Here is a 26715-nt window from a genome sequence, read left to right on the forward strand (position 1 = left end):
TTCGTGTGCATATTTATGGCTTCGAATCGGTCTTAACGATCAAAGCAATTATATAGTCAGGGTACTTGGGTTTAGCCTATTGATTATTTTCTTTCCTTCTACACAAGATATTGTTCTAGCCTATATTGGGCGTTCAAGAAAAACAAATGCGATAATAATAATTACGACAGTTTTAATTCTTGCTACCCTTCTAGGTTTTTTTGGAATGGAACTTCCCCAGTTCTTTTTTTACATAGGTTACATTCTACTAATTTGTCATTTGTATCTGCTCTTAACAAGTTATAAAAATAAAAGAACAATAATCTATTTTGCCTTTACCGCTCTTTTATCTCTCTGGGTTATTGGTGTTTGTTGGTCTAAGCAGACCCTAAATCCAACATTTTTAGAAAGTGCTGCCGCGGGAATCTTAGGCTGGGCAGGCTGGAATGGCACCGATACATTATACCACATTGCCTTATCTCAAATGCTAAAAACATACCATATTCCTTCAACAGGAATAGATGGCCTTCCCTTTACATATTATCATTTTGGAAGCCATTTTATTTTCGCAAGTCTATCTTCCTTAATTGATGTACCTGTATTGGAATTATACAATATGGGCTATCCAATTCTTATAATTCCCGTTTTTTTTCAATTAACATTTCTTGCAATCAAAGGAATCAAGGACGTTGTTAGCCATTCAAATTCTTCACCAATAGGACTAATATCATTTTTTGTATTTATTTTCTATTTTCTTCAACTTGTTAGGCACCATTACGCGGGGGGGGGGCTAGGAACAACTTTTCTGGTCTCTGAGTCAAGCACCTTTTCTCTCATTTTTTTCATCTATTCTGCTTCACTTGTGTTGACCTATTGGAAACTAAAAGAAAACTCATTTGTTGGAATTTTTCTACTATTCTTGGTTATTCCAGTTTCGATTATTATGCTTGGCTTCATGAAGATTTCGACTTTTTACATATTTGAAGGGATACTAACCTATCTCTTCATTCGGATGAAAGCATACTTAAAAATCAGGAACATTTGCTTTCTGCTATTAAATTTCTGCTCTGTGGCTTTTGTGCTATTTTATTCATTGGAAACGTTACCATGGGGGCTAAGGTCTCATTTAAAGCCTTCTCTTGATTCAACCGGATTAGATCCATTTTCATTTTTCCAAATGGAATTCAAACCTCTTGATTTTGCCCTCATGTACTATCAAGTCACTCTTTTGATTCTAGCCTTTCTATTGTGTTCAAAGATTAAGTCCTTCAAATTACTTTCAAAAAGCTTTCATCGAAAAGAGACTCTAGGAATTGAGGTGGTAGTGGTATCAATAATTATGGGTCTTATTCCTGTTATGTTGCTTAAGCTATATCTACCCAATTACATGTATTTTCTATTTGTTCAGTCATTTCTGAGTATACTTTTTATTCCCGCATATTTAAAGGAAAATTTTTTTCAGATAAAAAACCCTTCCATCCGATGGAAGGTAGTGGGAATATCAAGCTTGGTACTCGTTGTTGTTTTCAGTTTCTTTTTTATTTCTATCCAAAAAGACCTTAATGGAATTGTCAATATTAACCTCCGAACAAGGACAGAATTGGCGCACGATAAATCCATCGCATGGACAAAAATAGATTTTCTTAAATCTGTGAAACTACTTAGGCAGGTTCAATCAAAACAGTTGATTGTTGACTCAATTACGGGTAACCCTATCCTTAGAATCCTAACAAAACTAAAGGAACTCGATTCTCTACCACTACGAGAGAAGAATGAGTCACTCATTTACGCTGATCTTTCAGAAATACCTATGAAAGCTCGTAATCCTACAACAACCTTATTTTGGGTAGATTTCTCAAAAGTCAATCCAAATTGGATGCTGTTCTGTTATGACCTGCCCATGATCATACCCGCCCTTTCCGGCATTGCAATGATAGATGGAATGCCTTGCAATTGCCCGAATTTAATCGGGCATGGATACATTTTTTACGCTGACAAGGCAGATTGCAAACCAATTGAATCGATGGAAGAATTGAAAAAAAAGATTAAGGTCAGTGGCATCAAACAAATCTTCGTATTTAATAAGACAACCTATGTTTTTGAGAAGATTCTTATAAACTGATTACTGAAATCGAAACAAATTAAGATTCCTTAATGAATGCGCGAATTCAAGAAGAGAGACGAATGTAAAATCCGATTTAAAGTATTCATTTTTCTTATCAGATATGAATACTGTCTTCATTCCTAGTTTTGAACCAAAGAGGATGTCCGAGTGTGAGTCGCCAATCATGATGCTTTGGTCAAACCGGAGATTGGGAAATTCTTTTTTAGCCTGCAATGCCATTCCAACATCCGGTTTTCTGCAATTGCACTCAAAATTATTATGAGGACAATAAAATATTCTGTCAATTCTACCACCGCCTTGCCTTATGCTATTCGTTAGCTTCTCGTGAATCATTAACAAATCTTGATGAGAGAATAAGCCCTTGGCAATCCCTCTCTGGTTTGTGACTATAAAAATTCTTTGAAAAAAATCTGAAAGCAAGTTTACAGCCTCAATTGCTCCAGGTAAAATGATTAAAGAGTCTGGATTGGTTACATATCCATTTTCTATTTTCCTATTTAGAACCCCATCTCGATCTAAGAATAATGTCCAGCTATTCATTCTTTACTATTAACTCGGGAAATTCAACTTGTGCCCTTTCATAGTCCTCCGGAACCCCAATGTCAATGAAAAAAAAATTTGACCGATAAGCCTTTAAACCAAATGATCCATTACTAGTTTCAAGTATATCCTTTTCAAAAGAAAATTTATCGGAAGAATATTTCTTAATGAAATTTGTATAAAACCCTGAAGTAAATAAATAAGCACCACAGTTAATGTAACCTTTCTCGACAAACATTTTTTTGTTAAACTTTGTAATCGAATTTCTATGATCAATAGACAACGAACCATACCTAGAAAAGTTTGTCATTTCGCACGAAGCAATACTTATGTCTGAATGATTCTGTTCATGAAATTTTAAAAAAGACGACAACTCAAATGCCGCGTATGTGTCTCCATTCAATACTAGGTAATTCTCACAATCACCAAATCCATGTAACGCATACTTTATCGCTCCTCCTGTACCCAATGGAGTCTCCTCCTGTATGTACTTTATCATAATATTCTTATAACTATATCCGAGCCGAGCTGCAATCAAATCCGCCTTGTAACCCACTGAAAGAATGACCTCTGCAACGATTTTTTGTTGATAGATCCATTCCAATAAATAAATCAAAAAGGGCAAACCCTTGATTGGTGCCAATGATTTAGGCACCTCTTGAACCACAGGCCGTAATCGTGTGCCAAGCCCCCCAGCGAGAATCAAAACGCCTAGTCTCACTTCTTAAATATTGTTGCTTCAACATACTCGCAAATAATGTGTCCAACAAGAATGTGGCTTTCCTGAATTCTTGGAGTATCTGTGGAAGGAACATTAATGAGATACTTGCAAATATTCGACATCCTTCCACCGGACTTTCCAGTAAATCCAATTGTTATCATACCGAGTTCGTTAGCTTTATTTAATGCATTAATCACATTTTTTGAATTGCCGGATGTTGATATCCCAAACAAAATATCTCCCTTCCTTCCAACACCGGTTATCATTCGGGAATACACATCGTCATAGCTATAATCATTCCCGACTGCAGTTAAGAATGACGTGTTGACATGCAATGCCTCAGAATAAAGGGGCTTTCTATCAAAATAGAATCTGCCAGAAAATTCAGCTGCCAAATGTTGAGCATCTGCAGCGCTTCCACCATTTCCGCAAAACAAGACTTTTTTATCATGATTAAAAGCATTTATGACTTCGTTCACAATTTTGCCTATTTCCTCTATTATTCTTTTGTCAGATGCCAGGACAGTTTTTACTGCTATCGATTCCTGGATAATTTCTTCAATCGCTTTCATATTTTTATTGTTAAGTTAAGCTTGCCAAGAAGTTAGGCCTTTGTCCACAAAACTAAAGTTTTTAACCTCACCCCCAAACTCGGATAATTTATTCATCACTTTATATCTCGTATTATCCGGACAGAAGAAAAACATAAAACCACCACCACCAGCACCAGAAATTTTTCCACCGATAGAGCCTTCGCTCATAGCTGCCTCATAAATTTTATCTAATACTAGATTTGTAATCCCCGATGCCATGTTTTTCTTATGAAGCCAACCAAAATTCAAAACCTCACCAATCTTATTGAGTTGTCCCTTAAGCAGGGCTTCTTTCATCATAATCGACTGTTCCTTTAATTTATGCATGGCATCAATTGATTCATTGTTTTTTTGCAAAACATTCTTTTGCTGAGCCTTAATAATCTCTGAAGAGAGTCGACTGGTACCTGTATAGTAAAGAACAATATTGTTCTCTAATTCATGAATATAATCCTCATTTATCCGCAAGGGGTTCACAATCACTTTATCCTCTCCAAAAAATTCCATAAAATTAAATCCACCAAAAGTGGCGGCATACTGATCTTGCTTTCCACCGGCCATACCTAAGTCAATTCTTTCAATTTCAAAAGCCAAGTGAGCGATGTCGTATTCACCCAACGGTAGGTTAAGCCACTCCACAAATGCGCCTAAAACAGCAACCATAAGAGTTGATGATGTTCCGAGCCCTGAGCCAGCAGGGGCATCGACAAAAGTATAAAGTTCAAATCCTATCGGATTTTTTAAGAAGTCTTTAAGAATCCTATTATAAATACCCTTAAAAAGATCAAACTGCCCATCAATTTGCAAATTTTGGGTCGCCTCAATTTCCAATTCTTCTCCTCTATCAAATGTTCTAAATACAATCCTCTTATCAGTCCTGGGAATTATTGATGCATACGCGTAAAGGCTCACTGTTGCATTTAGTATACTTCCTCCATAAAGATCAGAGTATGGGCTGACATCTGTACCACCACCTGCCAGGCCAATTCGTAATGGTGCTTTCGATCGATAAATGGGCTGTCGCATAATTATGAATTTAGTTTTTACTTTTTATAAACTCCTTTATAAAAATCTTGAAAATCTGCATATCATTAATAAAATATCTCTTGAATAATCGATTTGGATGCTGACAAAATCGATAAAACCATTCCAATCCAATTTGCTGAAAAAACCTTGGGCTTCTTTTCAAATGGCCAGAATAAAATTCCATTGATGCACCCAACATAAGAAACAAAGGCATTCGCTTGACTGATATGCTCCTGAAGAGTTCTAGGGCAAGGATATTCTGTTTTGGGAATTGAATGCCAATAAATACAAAATATGGATTAAACTTCTCAATACTTTCTTTGCAAGCGAATACAATATTTTTAATCTGAGTAGTATCCTTGGAATCAAACACAGGCGGAAAATAAGTCTTACATAGTTCATAGTCTTTCTCATACCATTCGCAAATCTCATTTCTAGCCAGTATCAAAAGCACAGGGTATCCCTTCTCCTTTATCCGAGACCAGATAAAAGGGAATAATGAACTTCCCGGCATTCGCCTTATCAAATTTTTTCCAATCAATTTGCTAAACAGAACCAGAGGTTGGCCATCGGCCAAAACAAAAGCCGATTTTTTAAACTCTTCTTTGAGAATAGCGTACTCTGGTTTGTTCCAATTAACAACGTCATCAACATTAGGCGTTATTAAAAATGGATTCTTCGAAGAATTTGTTCCGTCAAAACGGATAACTTCGTCCGCAATTTCATCATAGGAGTTTGAACACCTGAAATCAAAATCAAAAATTGCAACTTCCTTTACCACAACTTATTAATTGATTTTTACAAAAAGCGCACTTAAAATTCCACGCAAACCAAAAAAAAAGTTTTTGACGCTACCAAAACTTCTAATAAATGTAATTCCTGCTAAAAAAAAGGGCACAACGATACATGCAAAAAGATTAAAATGTTTCCGAGTTAGCAGGATTGAGCCCCTATTATAGTAGTAATAAAAAAGATGCCGCCTCCCCTTAGTGCTAACTGTGCCTTTATGATAAATAAGACTCTTCATTGAAAGCCTATTTGAGAAACCTGCTTGCCGACCACGTAGCTGCCAGTCAGCTTCCTCTGAATACATAAAGAACATTTCGTCCAATAATCCAATCTTTTCTATTACATCCCTTTTAACCAAAAGGCTAGCTCCACTTTGATAATCTGCTTTACATGCTTTAAGTTCCGTGATTTCTTCAATGCGTTCATTTTTACAAATCATTTTAGCGACGCCAAAATATGGAAGCAGCCTACCGCCACAGCATTGAATTGATTCTCTATTTGTGTAATCCATAATTACAGATCCCGCAAAGCCAATTGAATCATCTGACTCAATTGAAGAAATCAACTCATTAAGCGAGTTTTGAAGTATCACTGTATCATTGTTTAACAACCAAAAGTAAGAGAATGAAATCTGGTGCCAGAAAAGACGAAGGGCAAAATTATTGCCTCCTGCAAAGCCTCTGTTCTTACTTCCGGATAGCAGATAATAGTGAGAATTTTCATTGAATGAAGGCTCATCTCCATTTTCCCTCTCGTAAAAAATTACAGGGTTGATTTTTCTTCTATTAAAATATTTGACAATTTCCTCTACTGAATTATCAGTTGATCCATTATCAACTATAAAAACATATTCCAATTGCAAATCTTGTTTAAAGCTTTCAATCGCTTCAATAGTATCCGCGAAACCATTCCAATTAACTATTACTACTGCTGTCCGTTTCGGTTGATTTCTCACGTTTTATAATTATTCCCAAGTACGAAAAAAAAAGACAGTTAAAAATGGTAGAAAATCCAATAGGTATTAACATGGATGCGGTTAAAAAACCAAGGTATATAGGAAGGAGTTTATTTCTGGACACCTGATTCAAATAGAAAAAAATGCAAATGTAGAAAAAAAGAAATAAAATACCGTTTTCAATGATTGAAGTAAAAAAGGAGCCCTCAGAATAAAATTTATCCGTAGTAGATTGTAGGCTTCCAAAACCTGAATAACCTATTCCGTAGCCAAACGGGCGATCAAGAATAACCCATACTCCTTCGGTCAAGTTTCTTAAATGCAAAACCGCAGAACCATCTTGAATGAAGATTAATGCTAACTGATTCAGGTAGATAATGCCTACGAAAATGGCAATAATTATGAACAAAAATAAGAAGTATATTTTCTTGATAACATTTGCCTCTAGGAGCTTGAATAGAACAAACGCAAGTATGAATCCAATAATTACAGACCTAGTATATGTTAGAACCAACAACGATGCACTTACAATAAAATAAAAATTAGGGTGTTTAAAAGGCTTATAAGCATACAGGTAACTTGTCATAAAAAAAAGTACATAACCGGTTTCGAGAGGTGAAAGAAGTAAAGAGGAGTTTCTAAGCATTGTATGATGTATAGCATAAAAATGACCAACGCCTTGTACTTCATGGGCTTTTTCAATTGCTTTTTCGATAAAGAATGGCGGATTTGAAAAGTAAACTAAACTTCCAATTACAACTATCCAAAAACCAAAAAAAGTCAGCTTGTTAAAGCTGGTTTCGTTCAAATAAAAATAGCCGTATAAAAGAAAAATAACAGGCTTTAAGTAGTATAACGCCTCCGTAAAAATTATGCTGCTTTGGTAACCATTGAAGAAGCCCACTCCTATTCCACATGCTATTAAAATGAAAAAAGTAAGCGAGATTGCAATCAAATTCCTAGGGAAGGATATTCTATCTCCTTTTAGAGGGCGAAGCCCTAAACACAAAACAAACAAGCCATAAATTGGGTCATTTACATTTACGCCCGTCAACACAAATAGGATTGGGGAAAGAAAGAATAAAATGGGTAAGAACCACATTATATTGAATCTAAAAGTTGTTGATAATAGCTTTCTAAGCTTGATGCAATTTCGGCCCAGTGAAATTTCTTGGCTTCCTCAAGTGTTGTTTTTTTTAATTTTAAACGCGTTGATTGATTATAGCTTTCAAACGCAGATATGCTTTCTATAAGAGAGTGAATGTCTTCGAAAAATGAAGTCGTACTCAAAGAATAATCTTTAACACTATCAAGTTTACTGACTATCGAAGGGACCCCCACAGAATGTGCTTCTAACAAAGCATTGTTTGCTGTTGCAAATGTTAAAGGGAGGAGGTGGATATCACATTGGCTTAGCAACGTAAGATAAGTCTTTTCGTTTAAATATGGGTAAATTTTAACATTCTCCAATCCTATCAAAAAGGGTCTCCATTTCGAAGCTCCCAAAAGATGAAATTTCCACTTCCTTCCTTCAGCCTTGGCATAAGAGGCAAGTGCCTTGTACATTTCTAAATCACGAAAATTGGTTCCGACTGTAATTATGTTTAACACATCTTCTTCAGCGGGAGCTTGGCTTAAAAAAAAGCTAGAAAAATCATATACACCATGAGGGATAAATTTAACATCTGCCTGTGGAAACAACTCTCTGATTTCGCCTTCATTAGATCGTGTAAGGGTAATGATAGAATCGAGTCTGTCGAAAGCATTTTTCCGAAGCTTCATAACATAGCCGTGCTTATTCAAATTTTGCTCCTTAAAAACATCTAAGGGCAAATGAACGGTGCCCACTTTAACAATTTTACTACTTGACGGTAGGCTAAATGTGAGGTGAACCTCTGGCAAAAGAAAATGAATGAGTTGGTACCTACTTCCACGTAATCTTAGGGCAGCTTCGTAAGTCAGAAGATTTAATTTTTTAGGTATGGTGCCAAATTCGGAATTTGCAAACCAGAATTGATTGGCATCAATATAATCGAAAGGCAATAGCGTTGCTACCTGTTCAAATCCCGCGCTTTCTGAAAGATTTCCGCAGTGAAGACCCGCAATCAAAACATCATTTCGATTCATTTTCTGTAAGCAATTTTATTCTTTTTTAATGGTCAAAAAAATTCAACACAAACGTAGTAATTTTACAAATATTAACCCGAAGTCTAGATTATACTTATTGGCTATTCTACTTTATCCCTCTATTCTTTTAAGATATTTACTTATCCCCTTTAGCCTCTGATGGAATATGGAGATTTTGAATAAATCAAATTTGAAGCCATCTCAAAAGTACCTTGACTTATATGCTTCGTTGCTTTTTTTGCACAGGCTCTCCTTGGTATGAGCTTCAAAAAGCACTTCGCCTAAAAGCCAATTACTTGAAAAAATCCTTAAAATCTATTTTTGAGATGGCTTCTGGTAAAATTATTTTTTTTCGACCGTTTTTTTTTATGAACCGATAGTTCTAATTTGAGGCGGATTACTTCATAAGCCTTAGACAGGTAAAAGGAAGAAGCAATGAGAATAGTCAAAAGTATCATCGAGAAAGTTGGCCGTGCATTACATGGAGAATACGGATTAGCAATGCGTCAAACCTTAATTGACGATTACTTGCAAAGAAATTTACACGATAACCCAAAATACCAATATGCCAACAAATTAAATCGCTATGAGTTTCAGGCTTTTTCGCAAAACGGAGAGGACGGAATAATTGAGGAAATCTTTAAAAGAATTGGAACGACAAATCGGTTCTTTGTTGAATTTGGAGTTGAGGCAGGCGATGAGACTAATACTACGTACTTGTTATACAAAGGATGGAGTGGTTTTTGGATTGATGGTAGCCTAAAAAACATCGAATCAATCAAAAACAAATTCTCTAAAACCATTTCAGCAAACCGACTAAAGGCGGTCTGCAATTTTGTCACGGCTGAGAACATTGAGGGCATATTTAAAGCGTCTAACGTTCCTTTGGAATTTGATCTGATATCGATTGACATCGACCGGAATGATTACTATATATGGGACGCAATTACATCATATAAGCCACGAGTAGTAGTCATCGAATACAACGCCATTTTCCGCCCGGGTTGCGAATTCGTTGTACCATATGATCGCTCCATCATGTGGGATCGGTCAAGTAATTTTGGTGCGAGTATCGAATCTCTGTATAAGTTGGGTTTGAAAAAGGGATATAAGTTGATTGCATGTTGTTTCACGGGGGTTAATGCGTTCTTCGTACGCGAAGATTTAGTGAACGATTGTTTTGAAGGTCCATTCACTCCAGAAACCCATTATGAACCCCCACGATATTTCACCATATCAGGAAAGGCAGGCCATCCAAGAAAGGTCATCCTTTAACAATAAAACTTTAGGGTTTCCTTTGCTTCTTTTCCTCAGACTCTCCTTTATTAGAGATTCTAACTACTCCTAAAGGAGTAAATCATTCCAATATCATTGTTGTTAGGCCAAAAAGAATAACTTATAAATCCGTTCTTTTTCAAAATCTCGACCAATTCAACTGGACCCTCATTGTGCCATTCCATCATTATTAGCTCAAACTCTTTAAGCAAATTTTTGTCACTTAATTGTTTTAAGATGCCATATTCAGCTCCCTCGCAATCAATTTTAGCATACAATTTTAGCCCTGGGTTTTCACCTCGAATTTTCGTTACAACAGTTTCAGCGCTCTCTAAAACAACTCTTTCCGAAGTCATTTTGCCTTTCACGCTATCGTCTAAAACCCTATCGGGGATTCCATCTGTGCCCACGCTACCCTTATAATCCAAAAAATAATCTATTGACTTCTCTTCCTTCGTTTCGCCTACACCATAATTGAACGAATTTATTTTAGGTGCATATGAAGGATTTTGGTCGATATTCTTTCTGGCGAACTCATATGTTTTGGGAAATGGCTCGAATGAATACGTCTTGATAGTATTGGGATTCTTCGAGAAGAAAAGACTAGTCATACCAACATTCATTCCAATATCAACAAACACAAATTTGTCATTCGTCTCAACATTATAAACGCCATCTTTGAATATTTCTTTCATAATATTAATCTCTTCCCAAAAATTAATTGAAATATTCAAGCCCTGAATATTTACGGTCACTTTATCATTCTCGTCAATTTTAAATTCGGCATTGCACAATTCCATTAGGTCATATATATCGTTAAGGCCTTGCAAGAGAAAAAAGTTATTTTTCTTCGAAATAGTACAATTCAGTCTTTTTATGAAAAGTGAATTTTTAAACAGGTTGTAACTAACATCCTTAGGACTAATTTGTCTCTTTACTAAAGTCTTCAAAAACAGGAAATTTGGAACTAAGAATGGATAAAAAAATAAGTCAATAACAGTAAGCTTGTTTCTTTTCATTTTGGATCATTTATAGTTTACTCTCAATTTGTAACTTCTTCATTTCGCTTCTGTAAATAAAGTATACCCATGGCACTAAAATCAGACTGATTACAAAAAAGAAGGTAAAACCCATGCCCATAGGGCCTAAAAATTTTACCGTGAAAATACTGATTGCAATCATTAAAAAGGAAGAAACTAAGGTTGGAATCATAAAGGGCTCTTTTTTCTGAAAGCGAATAGCTGTTGCCATCACATTTGATACTTGTATAACAACGCCTGTCAGTAAGATAAAACCTAGTGTATAAAAATCCGTAAATCTACTCAATTGCTTCAAATTTAAAGATTGCATAATAAGAAGGACAAAATAAATAAACACAAACATTAATCCAGACATTAAAATACTGCGCAAGAGCGTTCTATTTACCAGTCTTTCAATTTCCCCATAGTTCTTTTGAGCACTTAAAATTCCCAACCTTGGGCCAATTATGTTTACCCAAGTGATTCCAACCAAGTTAACCATATTATATAGTTGCATTGTTGCCCCTATCCGGCCTGCTTCTGAAGAATTGACTAGCTTAAAGGCCAGTGGAGTAAAAGCTTGAAAAAGAAAATATCCAAGCAATAGGCTTATCCCCACGCGCCACTGCTGATTCCAAAATTCCTTGTTAAAGGAGTATCCTGAAACATTGTATGACTTGTTTATTTGATAAAATGGCAAAATTGGTTTATAAATCAACAACAAGGTCAATAAAGCATTTACTAAACTGATAGCAAACATTGTATATAGTTCTAATCCAATCACAATACTAACCCAGCCTACTAGCGAACTTACCATTGAGCTAAAAAGGATTATCTTTTGACACTCCTTTATATTATTCGAGCCCTCAAGAAGTGCCTTTTTAGGGGAGAGAAGAATAGAGCAAGAGGTTGTTGTGACAAGCAAAATCCAAGGTACCATGATAGTATCATTCTGTTCTGAAGATGATTCAGAGGTGATAAACCAAATACCACCAATTCCGATGATTAGAAGAAATGCAGTAGCGACAAACAAATACCACTTGTCACCTAATCTAACCAAATTTTGAAGTTTTGTCAACGATTCTGGTGAGCCTTTAATGACACCCTCAGGGCTGAGGGAAAGGTTGGCCCATTCATGACTAACAAATTGGATTAATACTAAACTAAATCCAATATCAAATAATCCATGGAAAACAATTAGGCTACTAAACAGGTAATAATAACCTTGTGTTTCAGAAGTGAAAAAAGATGTGATAAGCATAACGCTTACAAAAGAAGAGAGAGCTATCCACATCTTGCTTCCCAACGAATACAGTAGGGTCTCATTATAACCAATCGCACTTTTAATAGTTGCAAATAAACCAAACTCATTCCTATGATTACGAAAATCACTTAAACTTTTTTCTAAAAAGGCCCAAATCTTACCACGGCTCACAAAATTGAAATTTAATGTAAAGTTTTAAGGAAAAACGGAACTAACAACGATTGCCTTCATCAAATCTAGTGGTACTTTAAATAAAAAGTTTCAGTTATGATTTATCGCGGTCCGTTTCATTTTTATTAAAATGATAGAAAAGAATACCAAAAAAAGAATTCCTTTTTGCCTCCAAAGGGTTGATTCCGTTATGCTTGCAAGCATAAATATGACAACCAGAAACAATAGGTTCATGATATTCCTTGAAATTGCTTCGCGAATAATCAGCCCGAACCAAAGTATCAACAACAGCAAGCCGAGAATGCCACTAGCTAAGAGAGTTTCCAGATATTGATTATGGCTATTATACCCCATGTAAGCAATCCAATCAGGGTACGTATGATAAACCTTCGCCAACGCTTCCTCTGAATTACCAATTCCTACCCCAATCCAATAATTGCCTGCTGCTGTAAATGCTTGCCACGAACACCGCCACGAAAATGTTTTAATGTAAATAATAGCTTTTCCGTACTGACTTAATAGATTCAGTAAATCTGACTGCCAAAGCACTATAAGTCCCAAAATTACAATCGCTAACAATGAAACGATAAGATAAACTTTTCTATATAAAAAAAGGATGATTAAAAGCATAATTGCAGTGACCACCAAAGCATTTTTTGCATTAAGTAGTATCAATAGAGCAATCATCATTGCTCCCATTATTAAGTGAGGGAAGGAACGCTCCTTGAAAAAAACAAGCAATGAAGTCAAGCAAGAGAATGCCGAAAACATACCCAAATAAGGGTGGTCTACAGGTGAATAGCCTTTCAAACTAACGATAAGGATTAACTGTACCAATAAAGACAATCCCATCCAATTTATTACTACTCTTGCATCGTTTTCGCTCAATCGCTGGGTAAACAGAAGCAGCAATGGATAGGCCAAAAAGAAAAGATGCCTTTCAAGAAAATTAAAATTCAAATTTTTACAATCAAGGGAGACGCATGAGAAGAGGCTCAAGACATTCAGAATATAAAGAAACAAAGGGGTTACATACAAAAGCACATTGGCTTTGAATGGCAAGATGCTCTTCTCTTTCCAAAAAAAAACAACCAAACCACTCAGTGCCCAAAACAAGATTGCCACATTACTTAGTGCAATGGAATTAATAGGAATCACGAAAGAAACAAAAATCAATGCCCAAGTTTCGTAATGATTGGGTATCAATTCGCTATTCAAATAAGTGTCGGATTTGCTTAAAAAGTAATTTTGCATTTTATGATTTACCGTTTTCACCTTAATGAAAGCGTTTCTGTCTTAAGTATCGCAATCACAAAAATGTTTTACTTACGGCTTCTCTATAAGTCTCTATTAACCCTTTTTCCAATTGGACTTCCGGATCCCAACCTAAATCTTTTAATATTTTCGTGCTCAGTAACTTTTGGGGAGTCCCATCAGGTTTGGAATTATCAAATCGAATCTCACCCTTGAAACCAGTGATTTGGCTTATAATTTTCGCTAGTTCTTGAATTGAAGTTTCCTGGCCTGAACCAATGTTTACAAAGCCTACGTCTGAATAGTTATCCATCAAAAACAAACATGCATCCGCCAAATCATCTACGTGCATAAACTCCCTCAAGGGCTTCCCAGATCCCCAAACTTCAACCGTTGGTGCATTGTTGATCTTTGCCTCGTGAAATTTTCTAATCAATGCTGGTATAACATGTGACTTTTCTAAATCATAATTATCATTCGGTCCGTACAGGTTTGTAGGCATTGCACTGATGAAGTTACAGCCATACTGCCTGCGATAGCTTTCGCATAATTTTATGCCTGCAATCTTAGCGATCGCATAAGGCTCATTCGTTTCTTCTAAATACCCTGATAAGAGATATTCTTCTTTCAGTGGTTGTGGTGCCAGTTTTGGATAGATACAAGAAGATCCAAGAAACAACAGTTTTTTTACTTGATGGACATAGCTCTGATGAATGACATTGCTTTCAATCATCAAATTCTCGTACAAAAAATCTGCGCGATAGGTGTTGTTGGCCATGATGCCACCCACCTTGGCTGCAGCAAGAAAAACATACTCAGGTTTTTCGGCAGCAAAAAAATTCTCAACCTGACTTTGATTCCTTAAATCAAGTTCCTTTGAGGTGCGAAGCACTATGTTCGAGTAGCCCTCTGCCTGTAGTTTTCTTACAATGGCAGAGCCCACCATACCTCGGTGACCTGCCACATATATTTTGGAAGACTTTTCCATTATTCGTGGTGTTGGAAAATTTTATGGCCGCCTTGCTTCAGGTAATGATCGCGTTTGAATAACTCTAAATCGCTTGCTACCATCTCTTTCACCAAGGAATCTAGATCGTATTTTGGTTTCCATCCTAATTTTGATTTTGCTTTGGTTGGGTCCCCAATCAGTAGCTCCACTTCGGTTGGCCTGAAATATTTTGCATCTATTTTTACTACTTCTTGCCCCTCCTTTAAATTAAAGCCTTTGTTGTCAGATTTAACAACCACAGCAGTCTCATTTATTCCTTCACCAGAAAATTGAAGGGTAACTCCAAGCTCCTTGAATGCCTTGATGATAAATTCTCTTACCGTTGTGGTTACTCCCGTGGCGATTACAAAATCATCTGCTTTGTCTTGTTGTAGCATTAGCCACATTGCTTCTACATAGTCCTTAGCGTGACCCCAGTCGCGCTTGGCGTCTATGTTGCCCATGAACATCGTTTGCTGTAGCCCCAAAGCTATCCGGCAAGCCGCCCGAGTTATTTTTCTAGTTACGAATGTTTCTCCCCGCAAGGGTGACTCGTGATTGAATAGGATGCCATTGCCCGCATAAATGTTATAGGCCTCCCTGTAATTTACGGTGATCCAATAGCTATAGAGTTTTGCGACTGCATAAGGTGATCTGGGGTAGAACGGTGTTGTTTCGCTCTGCGGCACTTGTTGTACCAGTCCATAAAGCTCAGAGGTAGATGCTTGGTAAAATCTGGTCTTTCTTTCCAACCCAAGAATTCGAATGGCTTCCAACAGGCGTAGAGTTCCAATTCCATCTACATCCGCGGTGTACTCTGGAGAATCAAAACTAACCTTTACGTGCGACATCGCTCCAAGGTTGTAAATCTCATCCGGCTGAACCTCTTGCACAATCCTTATAAGATTGCCTGAATCCGACAGGTCTCCATAATGTAGTTTGAGCTTTAGATTCTTCTCATGAGGATCTTGATAAAGGTGATCAATGCGGTCCGTATTAAACAGCGAACTGCGCCTTTTAATGCCGTGAACTTCATATCCCTTTGACAGCAAAAGTTCTGCTAGGTAAGCTCCGTCTTGTCCTGTTATGCCGGTTATAAGTGCCTTTTTCAACTTGAATGGATTTAAATTTTAAAAAATGTTTGATACCACTATTTCGTCAAATACCAATTGATTGTTTTCTCTATTCCCGTATCAAAAACTTCTTCAGCCTTCCACCCTAATTCATTTTCAATTTTTGAGGCATCAATGGCATAACGCTTGTCGTGGCCCGCTCGATCTTTTACGAAGGTGATTAACTCCTTGTAGGAACTGCCATTTTTACGTGGCCTGGTTTTGTCTAATAACGAACAAATTCGATCGGCAATTTGGTTGTTGTTACGCTCATTTCTTCCGCCAATATTATAGGTTTCGCCAGCTCTTCCTTTTTCAAAAGCTAACGCAATGCCCGTACAATGGTCGAGCACGTATAGCCAATCTCTTATGTTTTTTCCGTCACCGTAAATAGGAATCGGCTGCTCACCCAATGCCTTGCGAATGATGGTTGGAATCAATTTCTCTTTATGCTGCTTAGGGCCGTAGTTATTAGAGCAATTTGTAGTTACTACGTTCAACCCATAAGTGTGAAAATAACTGCGCACCATAAAATCGCTGCTTGCCTTTGAGGCTGAGTACGGGCTATTAGGTGCGTAGGCCGTTGATTCCGAAAACAACCCGTCCTCTCCAAGTGAACCATATACCTCATCGGTGGATACGTGTAAAAATCGGTTTTCTTCAAATCCCGTTTTGAATTTGAAAGGAGCTTCCATCCAGGCTTTTCTGGCCACATCCAACAATGTGAAAGTGCCAAACACATTGGTTCTTATAAAAGCTTCAGGCCCTTCAATCGAATTATCTACATGCGATTCAGCAGCGAAGTGAACAACTCCATTGAATTGATATTTGCTAAACAAATTTTCAACAAAGGCACGATCGCAAATGTCGCCCTTTTCAAAAATGTAGCGTACGTGACCTTCCACTTCAGTTAGATTGTTCAAATCGCCTGCATAGGTGAGTGCATCAAGATTAACAACTTTGTAGTCTGAATACTTTTCTAAAAAGTGAACAATAAAATTCGAACCAATAAACCCTGCTCCTCCCGTTACTAATAAAGTTTTCATTACTAAAAATTAAAAATTGCTTTCTCTAAAGTTGGATGACTCTGGTCGCGCTGCGAAAGAATGAGGTCTTTTTCGCTCATGCCCCAATTGATCTTCAGTGCAGGGTCATTGTACATAATTCCTCCCTCCGCCTCAGGATGATAAAACTCATCGCACTTATACAAAATTTCTGCTGCCTCGCTCAGAACTAAAAACCCATGGGCAAATCCTCTCGGCACCAAAAGTTGTTTTTTGCTTTCGGCTGATAACTGAATTGAAAATGACTGACCGAAAGTTGATTTCTCCCTCCTTAAATCCACTACTACATCTAAGATTTCACCAAAAAGTACGCGAACCAATTTAGTTTGTGGATAGGGTGCGTTTTGATAATGAAGCCCGCGCAGCACCCCTTTTCTTGATTTGGATTGATTGTCTTGAATAAAATGGAAATCAATTCCCTTGAATTTCAGCACATCGTACCGATACGACTCCATAAAATAGCCGCGGCCATCTTCAATCACCTTCGGCTCCAATACGACTAATCCATCAAATCCTGTTTCAACAATATTCATTAGGCAGACTTGATTACTTTTTCATTGGCTACTTTTACCAGATATTGTCCGTATTGGTTTTTCAATAACGGTTTTGCCAACTCTAACAATTTCTCTTTTGAAATATACCCTTTGCGAAACGATATCTCTTCTAAGCAAGCAATTTTTAGTCCCTGCCTTTCTTCAATCGATTCTACAAAAGTAGAAGCTCTAATTAAGGATTCGTGTGTTCCGGTATCCAACCAGGCCATGCCACGGCCCAATAATTTAACTTGAAGTGTGCCCTCTTCTAAATAAAGTTTATTCAAGTCTGTAATTTCTAATTCTCCTCGCTGAGATGGCTTTATTCTCTTTGCCTTTTCAACGACTGTATTGTCATAAAAGTACAACCCTGTTACGGCATAATTGGATTTGGGTTCTTTAGGCTTTTCTTCAATGGAGAGCACCCTACCTTGATCATCAAAATCGACCACCCCGTAGCGATGCGGATCATTCACATAATATCCAAAGACGACTGAACCCTTTGTTAATTGATTGGCTTGCTCTAGCTGGGAGGAGAAATTGTAACCGTAAAAAATGTTATCACCCAAAACCAAACAGGCCGAATCGTTTCCAAGAAAAGATTCGCCAATCAAAAACGCTTGAGCCAAACCATCGGGTGAAGGTTGTTCTCTATATTCGAGTTTTAGACCTAAGTCAGAACCATCGCCCAATAGATTTTTAAACAAGGGCAAATCTTGAGGGGTAGAAATAATCAGGATTTCACGAATGTTGGCCAACATCAAAACCGACAATGGGTAATAGATCATTGGTTTGTCATAAATAGGAAGCATCTGCTTCGAAACAGACTTTGTGAGAGGGTAAAGCCTTGTGCCTGAGCCGCCTGCCAAAATAATTCCCTTCATTGGTTGAAATTTAGAGCGCGAATTTACGAAAAGTTATTCGCCCTTTGATTGTCTTAGTTGATAAGCCAGTTCAATGGATGGCTTGGCCTCCACTAGCCCAAAACCCCTCCCAGCCAATATTTCTTTATAACTGTTGGTATGAAGTTCGGTAAAACCATCGCTAAATTCAATTTCCATTCCATCCATTTTTAGTGAACGAAAGGTGCGCTTTCCTTTGGCCTTGACTTCTGCTGGCAAGTGGTCTTCGTTAATGCTCAATGACCAATTGATACGTGCCCTTTCCAATTCCAAATAGCCTCCGGCATGATCTGCTTCATAGGCGGAGACAGAACTATTCTTCACACTTCCAAAAACCCACAACAGCATGTCAAAAAAATGGATGCCAATGTTGGTGGCTATGCCGCCAGATTTGATTTCTTCTCCCTTCCAACTGTGGAAGTACCACTTGCCGCGGGAGGTGATGTAGGTCAAATCCACATCAAAAATTTTATCGCCTTTGGTTTCTTCTACTTTCCTTTTCAACGCTTGAATGTTGGGATGCAAGCGCAGTTGAAGAATAGTGTACACTTTTTTGCCCGTTTCTTTTTCAATTTCCGTTAAGGCATCTACGTTCCACGGATTCAATACCAACGGTTTTTCACAAATGGCATCCGCTTGATTGCGCAATGCAAATCGGATGTGAGAATCGTGAAGATAGTTAGGTGAACAGATGCTTACGTAGTCGATTTTCTGTCCTTGTCTTTTCAATTTATCGATGTGGCGATCAAACCGCTCAAACTCGGTAAAAAAATCAGCATGCGGAAAATACGAATCCATAATGCCAACGCTGTCAAACCTATCCAAGGCAGCCAGCAGATTATTGCCTGTGTCTTTTATCGCTTGCAAATGGCGCGGTGCGATGTATCCAGCTGCACCTATTAATGCAAAGTTCTCGGCCATAATGATATCAATTTACTTTATAGACCTTTCCATCTTTCAACAAATACTTGTCATCACTCTCAGGACAAGTGGCTTCTCCTTCTTTATTGAATGAAAGTTTATGACCGTATTCGCTCATCCATCCGGTTTGCCTGGCGGGATTGCCCACCACCAGCGCAAAATCGGGCACATGCTTTGTCACTACTGCACCTGCACCAATAAAAGCAAACGCCCCAATATCGTGTCCACAAACAATGGTGGCATTTGCACCGATTGATGCGCCCTTTTTTACCACCGTTTTTGAATATTGGTTCTTACGGTTAATCGCACTGCGCGGGTTAATCACATTTGTAAACACCATTGATGGCCCTAAAAAGACATCGTCTTCACAAATTACCCCTGTATAAATGGAAACGTTGTTTTGCACCTTTACATTCTTCCCTAACACGACCTCAGGCGATATGACCACATTTTGCCCTATGTTGCAATTCTCGCCAATTTTACAATGCGGCATGATGTGGGAGAAATGCCAGATTTTTGTTCCTGCACCAATTTCGCAGCCTTCATCAATCACAGCTGTTTCATGAGCGAAATAATTCTTTTCAGGCATGCCTTGGATAATCTTTAATGACTTGACAAATGTACGCTAATTCTTCCGTGGACATCTCAGTGTGTATCGGCAAGGAGATCACTGTTTTGGAAAGTTTTTCCGTAACCGGAAAAGAACCTTCACCAAAGCCTGTTCGCTGATACGCCTTTTGCAAATGCAATGGCACCGGATAATAAATCATGGATGGCACTCCTTTGCTCTCCAAATATTTTTTGAAAGCATCTCGGTCAATGCCATTTGTCTTTAGTGTATATTGATGGAATACATGCGTTGAGTTTTTTGCCCTTACTGGGATCTCCAAAAAACCGCAAGATTTTAGTTCGGCATCGTAGACATCTGCTGCTTCGTTTCTTTTGCGCGTATATTCATCCAGGTATTTCAACTTTACATTTAAGATGGCTGCTTGCAAGGTATCCAGGCGACTATTGATGCCAATCACTTCGTGGTGATATTTTATTTTTTGGCCATGACTGGCAATCATCGTCATTTTTTCCGCTAGTGATTTATTGTGGGTAAAAATCGCCCCTCCATCGCCATACGCTCCTAAATTTTTGGATGGAAAAAATGAGGTAGTGCCAACTATGCCCATCGTGCCGGCATTCTTGACCGTGCCATCTACAAATGTATATTCCGCGCCTAGCGCTTGCGCCACATCTTCAATCACAAAAAGATGATGTGCATTGGCAATTTTTAAAATCGGTTCCATATTGGCACTTTGTCCATACAAATGAACGGGCACGATAGCCTTGGTGCGCGAAGTGATTTTACTTTCTATTTGATTGACATCGATATTAAATGTCCATTCATCAACATCGATGAAGACAGGTGAAAGTCCTAAAAGGGCAATCACCTCTGCCGTTGCCACGTAGGTATGAACGGGCAAGATCACTTCATCCCCTTGCTTTAACTCGAGCGCCATCATGGCAATTTGCAATGCATCAGTGCCGTTCGCACATGAGACCACATGAACGTTTTGATTTTTTTGAGAAAGAGCTAGTGCAAATTCTTTTACGTCAGGTCCCTGAATAAAGGCCGAAGAAAGTAAGACGCTTTCAATGGCTGTATCGATTTCAGACTTAATGCGCAGGTATTGCCCCCGCAAGTCAACCATTTGTATTTTTTCCATCACTTGATACCTCGAATGTTTTTTTCCCATTGCCACGCGTGCAACAGGGATTCTTCTAAACTCAATTCTGTTTTCCAGCCTAATAATTTTTCTGCCTTCGCAGGATTGGCATAAATCTTTTCTATATCGCCAGCCCTGCGTGGGCCGATTTCATAATTTAACTGAACACCTGTGGTTTTGATAAATCGCCTAACCAAATCAAGCACCGTTACTCCATCACCTGTACCCAAATTGAAAACTTCATTTCTGCTCTCTAACGAAGTCACTTTTTGCAATGCTTTTACATGTGCTTTTGCCAAATCAACCACATGAATAAAATCACGCACACAACTTCCATCTGGGGTATCATAATCGCTCCCAAAAACCGTAAGCTTCTGGCGAATGCCTGCAGCTGTTTGAGTTACATACGGCACAAGGTTGGAGGGGGTGCCGATAGGCAATTCTCCAATCAGTGCCGAAGGATGCGCACCCACTGGATTAAAGTACCGCAGTGAAACAGATCTTAAATTCTTATTAGCATGAATGGAATCTTCTAAAATCCGCTCGCACATTTGCTTGGTAGCACCATAAGATGATTCAGCTTTTTTAAAAGGTGCTGACTCATCTACCGGAATGCGGTCGGGCTGGCCGTATACGGTGCAAGAAGACGAAAAAATTACTTTGTTTACATTAAATTTCTCCATCGTCTTGAGCAACGCCACCATTGAGCCCAAATTGTTTTGATAGTAAAGTAATGGATTGACCACTGATTCATTGACTGATTTAAAGGCAGCAAAGTGAATAACCGAATCGATCTGATTATTTTTGAAAAGGGTATCTAAAAATCTCTCATCTCTGCAATCTCCTTGATAAAAAGCAATTTTTCTATTCGTGATTCTTTCAATTCCATCGATAATTCTTTTTTCGCTGCGCGATAAATCATCAACGACTATTATCTCAAAACCTTGCTGAATTAACTCAACGGCCGTGTGCGCGCCAATGTAGCCCGCCCCGCCCGTCAACAGTACTTTTTTAGTGCTGGCCATGGTTATAATCTAGATGAAATTTGAGATGGATCTAAAAAACCTTTTACATCATAGACAATCGTCTTGTCGTTTCGTATCATTTTCCAATCCAAATTTTTGAATTCATGATGGCTAACGGCCAATACAATGGCCGAATATTTTTTATCCGGTTTGTTAATCAATGCCAAACCGTATTCGTGCTTCACTTCATCGATGCTGGCATGCGGGTCATACACCTCTACATCCGCTCCAAAACTTTGCAATTCTTGGATCAAATCAATGGCGCGGCTGTTGCGTATGTCGGGGCAGTTTTCCTTAAACGTAATTCCCAAAACCAAAATCTTGGCATTTTTTACAGGCAAATCATGTTGCGTCATCAATTTGACTACTCGGTTGGCAATGTGAATCCCCATATTGTCGTTGATGCGCCTCCCTGCCAAAATCACCTGTGGGTAATAGCCGAGGCTATCTGCTTTATACGTTAAATAGTACGGATCCACACCAATGCAATGCCCACCTACCAGACCGGGTTTGTAAGGAAGAAAATTCCACTTGGTGCCGGCTGCTTCCAATACTTGATGCGTATCAATACCCATGCGTTCAAATATCAACGCCAATTCATTAATAAACGCGATATTGATATCTCGTTGGCAATTCTCGATGACCTTTGCCGCCTCGGCAACCTTGATGCTCGAAGCTTTGTGTGTGCCCGCAACGATTATTTTTTTGTACAGTTGATCTACGCGTTCGGCTATTTCAGGTGTGCTACCGCTGGTCACCTTCTTGATGTTGGGCAACCGGTGCTGCTTATCGCCAGGGTTGATGCGCTCTGGAGAATAGCCACAGAAAAAATCAATATTAAATCTTAATCCGCTGAATTTCTCCAGCACGGGGACACAATCTTCTTCGGTGCAGCCTGGGTAAACGGTAGATTCGTAAATCACGATGTCGCCTTTCTTCAAAACCTTCCCCACCGTTTCGCTCGCCTTGATCAATGGCGTAAGGTCGGGCTTTTTGTAAACGTCTACGGGCGTGGGTACGGTGACGATGAAATGATTGGCGTCCTTCAATTCAATCGGATTGGAAGAGAAAGAAAGATGTTTAGATGACTTAAGTTCAACGCTGTCCGACTCAAGGGTTCGGTCGTGCCCATTTTTTAGCTCAGCTATCCGATCGGTGTTGATGTCGAAGCCAACCACCGGAATAATTTTTCCGAACTCAACCGCCAATGGAAGGCCAACATAACCTAACCCTATGATTCCTATCTTTTCCATGTTATCGTTTCTCTTTATAATAGTCCAAATACCAATCAATAAATTTACCCACACCTACTTCAATGGGAGTATCGGGCTTAAAATCAATTTTTTTCATCAAATCACTCACATCGGCAAGAGCTTCGGGCACATCGCCCTGCTGCATGGGCAAAAAGTTTTTGATGGCCTTTTTTTTCAACTTTTCTTCTATAATCTCGATGTACCTTATCAACTCTACCGTACTGCTATTGCCAATGTTAAAAATTCGGTAGGGGGCAAAGCTAGTGGCGGGATCTGATTTTGTGGCATCCCAATTTTTGTCAAATGACGGAATCTTTGGCAAGAGACGAATCACACACTCCACTAAATCGTCTATATACGTAAAATCGCGTTTCATTATTCCGTGATTATAAACGTTTATCGGTTCGCCCGCTAAAATCGCTTTCGTAAAAATAAACAAGGCCATATCTGGTCTGCCATAAGGGCCATACGCTGAAAAAAACCTTAGCCCTGTGGTTGGAATATGGTACAATGTCGAATAGGCATGAGCCATTAACTCATTTGATTTCTTGCTGGCTGCATAAAGCGCCAAGGGATGGTCAACATTGTCTTGGGTCGAGAAGGGCATTTTTTTGTTCGCCCCATAAACTGAACTGGAAGAGGCGTAGATCAAGTGCTTTACGGAATGGTGGCGACTGGCTTCGAGAATGTTTAAGAACCCCTGTATGTTGCTTTCAAGATAGGTATATGGATTTTCGATAGAGTGCCTCACACCCGCCTGTGCAGCCAAGTTGACGACAGCATCGTATCGGCTATTTTCAAATCGCTTGTCAATTTCTTTTTTGTTGGCAATATCAACCTTTGAAAAAGTAAAATTTTCAAAAAGACGTAAACTATCCAATCTCGATTTTTTTAAGTTCACATCATAATAATCGTTAAGATTATCCAAGCCCTCAACCCAAAAGCCATCCTCGCAGAGTCTTTTGGCAAGGTGATACCCAATAAACCCTGCTACTCCGGTAACCAATACCTTGCTCATCAAAACAATTTAAAAAAATAAAGCGGTAAATTTAGTAATTTACCAGTGTTCTGATAAGTTAAATCATTTTCTTTGCAGGAAAAAACGAAGTATGGCGCAGTCTGATGAAATCGATCTTTTGGAATTGGCCTTTAAATTGAATCGGGTTTTTATTCAAAACATTAGGTCGCTCATTATTGCTTTTTTTATTGGCTCCTTGGCCGGACTGGCTTTTTATCAGTTGGTTCCCAATGTTTATCAAAGCCGGATGATTTTCAGTTCGGGTGTGCTTACCTTTTCGGTGAGCAAAGCGTTGGTAACTGATTTGAATGGATTGATAGAAGAAAACAATACCAGCGAACTGGCCAAAAAGCTTTTTCTTACAAGTGCAGAAGCAAGCCATATAGCTGAATTAAAAATTGAGAATTCAATTGAAAAATCCGAGGCTTTAAAAGAAGAAGAAAAAACTACTTTGATCATAACCGTAAATTGCAAAGACCCCCTGCTGTATACCAAATTACAACCTTCACTCATCAAATTTTTTGAGACCAACGAATATGCACTTCTGAGGGAGAAAGAAAAGAAAGCGATCTACCAAGGCATGGTGGATAAAACCTCTCAAGAAATAACAGAGTTGGAAAAAATGCGAGTTCAGTTTTTAGAAGGAAATCTTTTCAAAAACTTAAACGCAAATACCATCCTTTTTGACCCTACTTCTATCAATGCAGGAATTATTGATTTGACCAGAGAAAAATTAAAGAATCAAAGCGATTTAGCTTTGGTTAACAATGTTCAATTAGTTCAAGGTTTTGTCAATTTCAACAGACCTATCAGCCCCAAGCTATCGATTTCACTGGCAGCTGGAGCGGCCATTGGCGTTTTTTTTGTTATAGTGCTTATAGTACTTAAAGGATTTAAACACTTGGTTAGATTAGCTAACCAAGAAAAAGAGAAGTAAAAGAAAATCTTGTGCTGACTCTACTCCAGAAAGAACTCACCCTCGAACTTAGGCGCAAATCTGTTTTAGCAGGGCTTGGGCTATATCTTCTAAGTACTGTTTTTATTTACTACTTAACCATTGGCCTCAACCATCACGTTTTATCTCCCTTAATTTGGAGTGCACTTTTTTGGGCAACATTGCTATTTACGGCTATCAATACCATTGCCAAGAGTTTTATAGGAGAAAAAAAAGGCCTGGAAATTTATTTTTACTATATTGTAAAACCTGAATCGGTAATCATCAGCAAAATGATTTACAACTTTATGTTGAGCGTTTTGATGGCACTTATCGGATTTATTCTCTTTTCTGTTTTGCTAACCAATCCGATTCACGATTTAAAGACATTCTCAATAGGTCTTGTCCTTACTAGCGCTGGTTTTGCCACCTCGCTTACATTGCTTTCGGGTGTTGCTGCCAAAGCTAACAATAGCAACATTGTGATGGCCGTGCTAAGTTTTCCAATCGTGATTTCCATCTTGCTGATGGCCATCAAAATAACCAAAAATTGTATCGATGGCTTGGAAGCTAGCGCCAGCTATGATGAGTTGCTAATCTTACTGGCAATTAATTGTTTAGTCGGGGCTATGTCGTATCTGCTCTTCCCGTATATTTGGCGGTCGTAACTTAGGCATTAGGGACTTAGGTTTTGGATATTAGGGCTTGATTCCGTCATTGGTTTGTAAAATAACAAGATGAGAAAGAGTTGGTGGAAAATAATGGGAGCTTTGTTGGTGACGTATTCGGTCATCGGTGGGTTTTTGTTTCAGGTGCCGAGACTTGAGATTGTGAATGAAACCATTCGTGCTCTATACTTTCATGTGCCTATGTGGTTTGGCATGGTGCTAATGTTTTTGGTTTCGTTTATCAGCTCTATCTCTTATTTGATTTCACAATCAGAAAAGTCAGATAATCGTGCAATTTCCTTTGCAAATACGGGAATCGTTTTTGGGATGTTGGGGATATTCACAGGCATGATATGGGCCAACTATACCTGGGGCTCTCCATGGCATGGTGACCCACAACAAAACGGGGCGGCCATAGCCCTGTTGGTCTACTTCGCTTATTTTATTTTACGAGGCTCTGTCAACAATCAAGAACAAAAAGCCCGGCTAAGTGCTGCCTATAACATCTTCGCCTTTATGGCAATGATTCCACTTATCTTTATCATCCCCCGCATCACCAGTTCTCTACACCCGGGAAGTGGAGGCAATCCTGGTTTTAATACCTATGACTTGGATAGCAGGATGCGAATGGTGTTTTACCCTGCTGTCTTGGGTTGGATGTTAGTAGGAACGTGGATATCTACTTTACAGATTCGAATCAAAAATCTTAACGAAAAAATTTATGAATTGGACGAGCAGCAATAA

The 26715-nt window shown here is 38.4% G+C and carries 27 protein-coding genes; 5 read left to right on the plus strand and 22 right to left on the minus strand.

Annotated elements, in window-relative coordinates:
- Positions 1-205: 205 nt before the first annotated feature.
- Positions 206-2101, plus strand: coding sequence for a hypothetical protein (locus tag KA713_13905; GenBank protein UXE65560.1), 1896 nt, complete (start codon positions 206-208; stop codon positions 2099-2101).
- Here KA713_13905 and KA713_13910 read toward each other — a convergent pair whose 3' ends face one another.
- The 8 genes from KA713_13910 to KA713_13945 are packed head-to-tail and all read right to left on the minus strand — an operon-like array spanning position 2102 to position 8855.
- Positions 2102-2644 (minus strand): HAD family hydrolase, encoded by a 543-nt coding sequence (locus KA713_13910; protein ID UXE65561.1) that lies wholly within the window; start codon positions 2642-2644, stop codon positions 2102-2104.
- Positions 2637-3365 carry an NTP transferase domain-containing protein gene (locus KA713_13915; protein ID UXE65562.1) on the minus strand — a complete coding sequence of 243 codons (729 nt, stop codon included), beginning with the start codon at positions 3363-3365 and terminating at the stop codon, positions 2637-2639. Before KA713_13915 ends, KA713_13910 begins: the two co-directional genes overlap by 8 nt.
- Positions 3362-3937, minus strand: a complete 576-nt coding sequence (locus tag KA713_13920) for a D-sedoheptulose 7-phosphate isomerase (GenBank protein UXE65563.1) — start codon at positions 3935-3937, stop codon at positions 3362-3364. Before KA713_13920 ends, KA713_13915 begins: the two co-directional genes overlap by 4 nt.
- A gap of 15 nt (positions 3938-3952) precedes the next feature.
- Positions 3953-4984, minus strand: coding sequence for a dehydrogenase (locus tag KA713_13925; GenBank protein UXE65564.1), 1032 nt, complete (start codon positions 4982-4984; stop codon positions 3953-3955).
- A gap of 10 nt (positions 4985-4994) precedes the next feature.
- On the minus strand, positions 4995-5765 hold the full coding sequence (locus KA713_13930; protein ID UXE65565.1) for a WecB/TagA/CpsF family glycosyltransferase: 771 nt from the start codon (positions 5763-5765) through the stop codon (positions 4995-4997).
- A 6-nt stretch (positions 5766-5771) separates the two neighbouring features.
- On the minus strand, positions 5772-6728 hold the full coding sequence (locus KA713_13935; protein ID UXE65566.1) for a glycosyltransferase family 2 protein: 957 nt from the start codon (positions 6726-6728) through the stop codon (positions 5772-5774).
- The gene (locus tag KA713_13940) at positions 6688-7830 is read right to left on the minus strand and encodes a hypothetical protein (protein UXE65567.1); all 1143 of its coding nucleotides are present in this window, start codon (positions 7828-7830) and stop codon (positions 6688-6690) included. The genes KA713_13935 and KA713_13940 overlap by 41 nt, the downstream gene beginning before the upstream one ends.
- The gene (locus KA713_13945; protein UXE65568.1) at positions 7830-8855 is read right to left on the minus strand and encodes a glycosyltransferase family 4 protein; all 1026 of its coding nucleotides are present in this window, start codon (positions 8853-8855) and stop codon (positions 7830-7832) included. Before KA713_13945 ends, KA713_13940 begins: the two co-directional genes overlap by 1 nt.
- Positions 8856-9290: 435 nt before the next feature.
- Between KA713_13945 and KA713_13950 the strand changes: the two genes are divergently transcribed.
- Entirely contained in the window at positions 9291-10130 is an 840-nt protein-coding gene (locus KA713_13950) for a hypothetical protein (GenBank protein UXE65569.1), read from the plus strand.
- Between the two features lie 59 nt (positions 10131-10189).
- Here KA713_13950 and KA713_13955 read toward each other — a convergent pair whose 3' ends face one another.
- The 14 genes from KA713_13955 to KA713_14020 form a co-directional block, all read right to left on the minus strand.
- Positions 10190-11149 (minus strand): FkbM family methyltransferase, encoded by a 960-nt coding sequence (locus tag KA713_13955; protein UXE65570.1) that lies wholly within the window; start codon positions 11147-11149, stop codon positions 10190-10192.
- Between the two features lie 10 nt (positions 11150-11159).
- Positions 11160-12584: a hypothetical protein gene (locus KA713_13960; protein UXE65571.1), complete on the minus strand. Its 1425-nt coding sequence runs from the start codon at positions 12582-12584 to the stop codon at positions 11160-11162.
- Between the two features lie 90 nt (positions 12585-12674).
- Entirely contained in the window at positions 12675-13838 is a 1164-nt protein-coding gene (locus KA713_13965; protein ID UXE65572.1) for an O-antigen ligase family protein, read from the minus strand.
- Positions 13839-13893: 55 nt separating this feature from the next.
- Complete coding sequence (locus KA713_13970; GenBank protein UXE65573.1) at positions 13894-14826, minus strand: GDP-L-fucose synthase; 933 nt, start codon at positions 14824-14826, stop codon at positions 13894-13896.
- Entirely contained in the window at positions 14826-15938 is a 1113-nt protein-coding gene (gmd, locus tag KA713_13975; protein UXE65574.1) for a GDP-mannose 4,6-dehydratase, read from the minus strand. The genes KA713_13970 and gmd overlap by 1 nt, the downstream gene beginning before the upstream one ends.
- Before the next feature lie 38 nt (positions 15939-15976).
- Positions 15977-16984 carry a dTDP-glucose 4,6-dehydratase gene (gene rfbB, locus KA713_13980; GenBank protein ID UXE65575.1) on the minus strand — a complete coding sequence of 336 codons (1008 nt, stop codon included), beginning with the start codon at positions 16982-16984 and terminating at the stop codon, positions 15977-15979.
- A gap of 2 nt (positions 16985-16986) precedes the next feature.
- Positions 16987-17535: a dTDP-4-dehydrorhamnose 3,5-epimerase gene (rfbC, locus tag KA713_13985; GenBank protein UXE65576.1), complete on the minus strand. Its 549-nt coding sequence runs from the start codon at positions 17533-17535 to the stop codon at positions 16987-16989.
- Positions 17535-18419, minus strand: a complete 885-nt coding sequence (gene rfbA, locus KA713_13990; GenBank protein UXE65577.1) for a glucose-1-phosphate thymidylyltransferase RfbA — start codon at positions 18417-18419, stop codon at positions 17535-17537. Before rfbA ends, rfbC begins: the two co-directional genes overlap by 1 nt.
- Positions 18420-18452: 33 nt before the next feature.
- Complete coding sequence (locus tag KA713_13995) at positions 18453-19358, minus strand: Gfo/Idh/MocA family oxidoreductase (GenBank protein UXE65578.1); 906 nt, start codon at positions 19356-19358, stop codon at positions 18453-18455.
- Between the two features lie 7 nt (positions 19359-19365).
- Positions 19366-19947 carry an N-acetyltransferase gene (locus tag KA713_14000; GenBank protein ID UXE65579.1) on the minus strand — a complete coding sequence of 194 codons (582 nt, stop codon included), beginning with the start codon at positions 19945-19947 and terminating at the stop codon, positions 19366-19368.
- Positions 19940-21073, minus strand: a complete 1134-nt coding sequence (locus KA713_14005) for a DegT/DnrJ/EryC1/StrS family aminotransferase (GenBank protein UXE65580.1) — start codon at positions 21071-21073, stop codon at positions 19940-19942. The genes KA713_14000 and KA713_14005 overlap by 8 nt, the downstream gene beginning before the upstream one ends.
- Positions 21073-22098: a UDP-glucose 4-epimerase GalE gene (gene galE, locus KA713_14010; GenBank protein UXE65581.1), complete on the minus strand. Its 1026-nt coding sequence runs from the start codon at positions 22096-22098 to the stop codon at positions 21073-21075. The genes KA713_14005 and galE overlap by 1 nt, the downstream gene beginning before the upstream one ends.
- Positions 22099-22100: 2 nt before the next feature.
- Entirely contained in the window at positions 22101-23351 is a 1251-nt protein-coding gene (locus KA713_14015; protein ID UXE65582.1) for a nucleotide sugar dehydrogenase, read from the minus strand.
- Position 23352: 1 nt separating this feature from the next.
- On the minus strand, positions 23353-24369 hold the full coding sequence (locus KA713_14020; GenBank protein UXE65583.1) for an NAD-dependent epimerase: 1017 nt from the start codon (positions 24367-24369) through the stop codon (positions 23353-23355).
- Between the two features lie 91 nt (positions 24370-24460).
- Between KA713_14020 and KA713_14025 the strand changes: the two genes are divergently transcribed.
- From KA713_14025 to ccsA, 3 genes are all read left to right on the plus strand, one after another.
- Positions 24461-25306 carry a hypothetical protein gene (locus tag KA713_14025; GenBank protein UXE65584.1) on the plus strand — a complete coding sequence of 282 codons (846 nt, stop codon included), beginning with the start codon at positions 24461-24463 and terminating at the stop codon, positions 25304-25306.
- 11 nt (positions 25307-25317) lie between these two features.
- Positions 25318-25971 (plus strand): heme exporter protein CcmB, encoded by a 654-nt coding sequence (locus KA713_14030; protein ID UXE65585.1) that lies wholly within the window; start codon positions 25318-25320, stop codon positions 25969-25971.
- Between the two features lie 69 nt (positions 25972-26040).
- A complete protein-coding gene (ccsA, locus tag KA713_14035) occupies positions 26041-26715 on the plus strand; it encodes a cytochrome c biogenesis protein CcsA (protein ID UXE65586.1) in 675 nt (224 codons plus the stop codon).

It is taken from the genome of Chryseotalea sp. WA131a, assembly GCA_025370075.1.
Taxonomy (GTDB): domain Bacteria; phylum Bacteroidota; class Bacteroidia; order Cytophagales; family Cyclobacteriaceae; genus ELB16-189.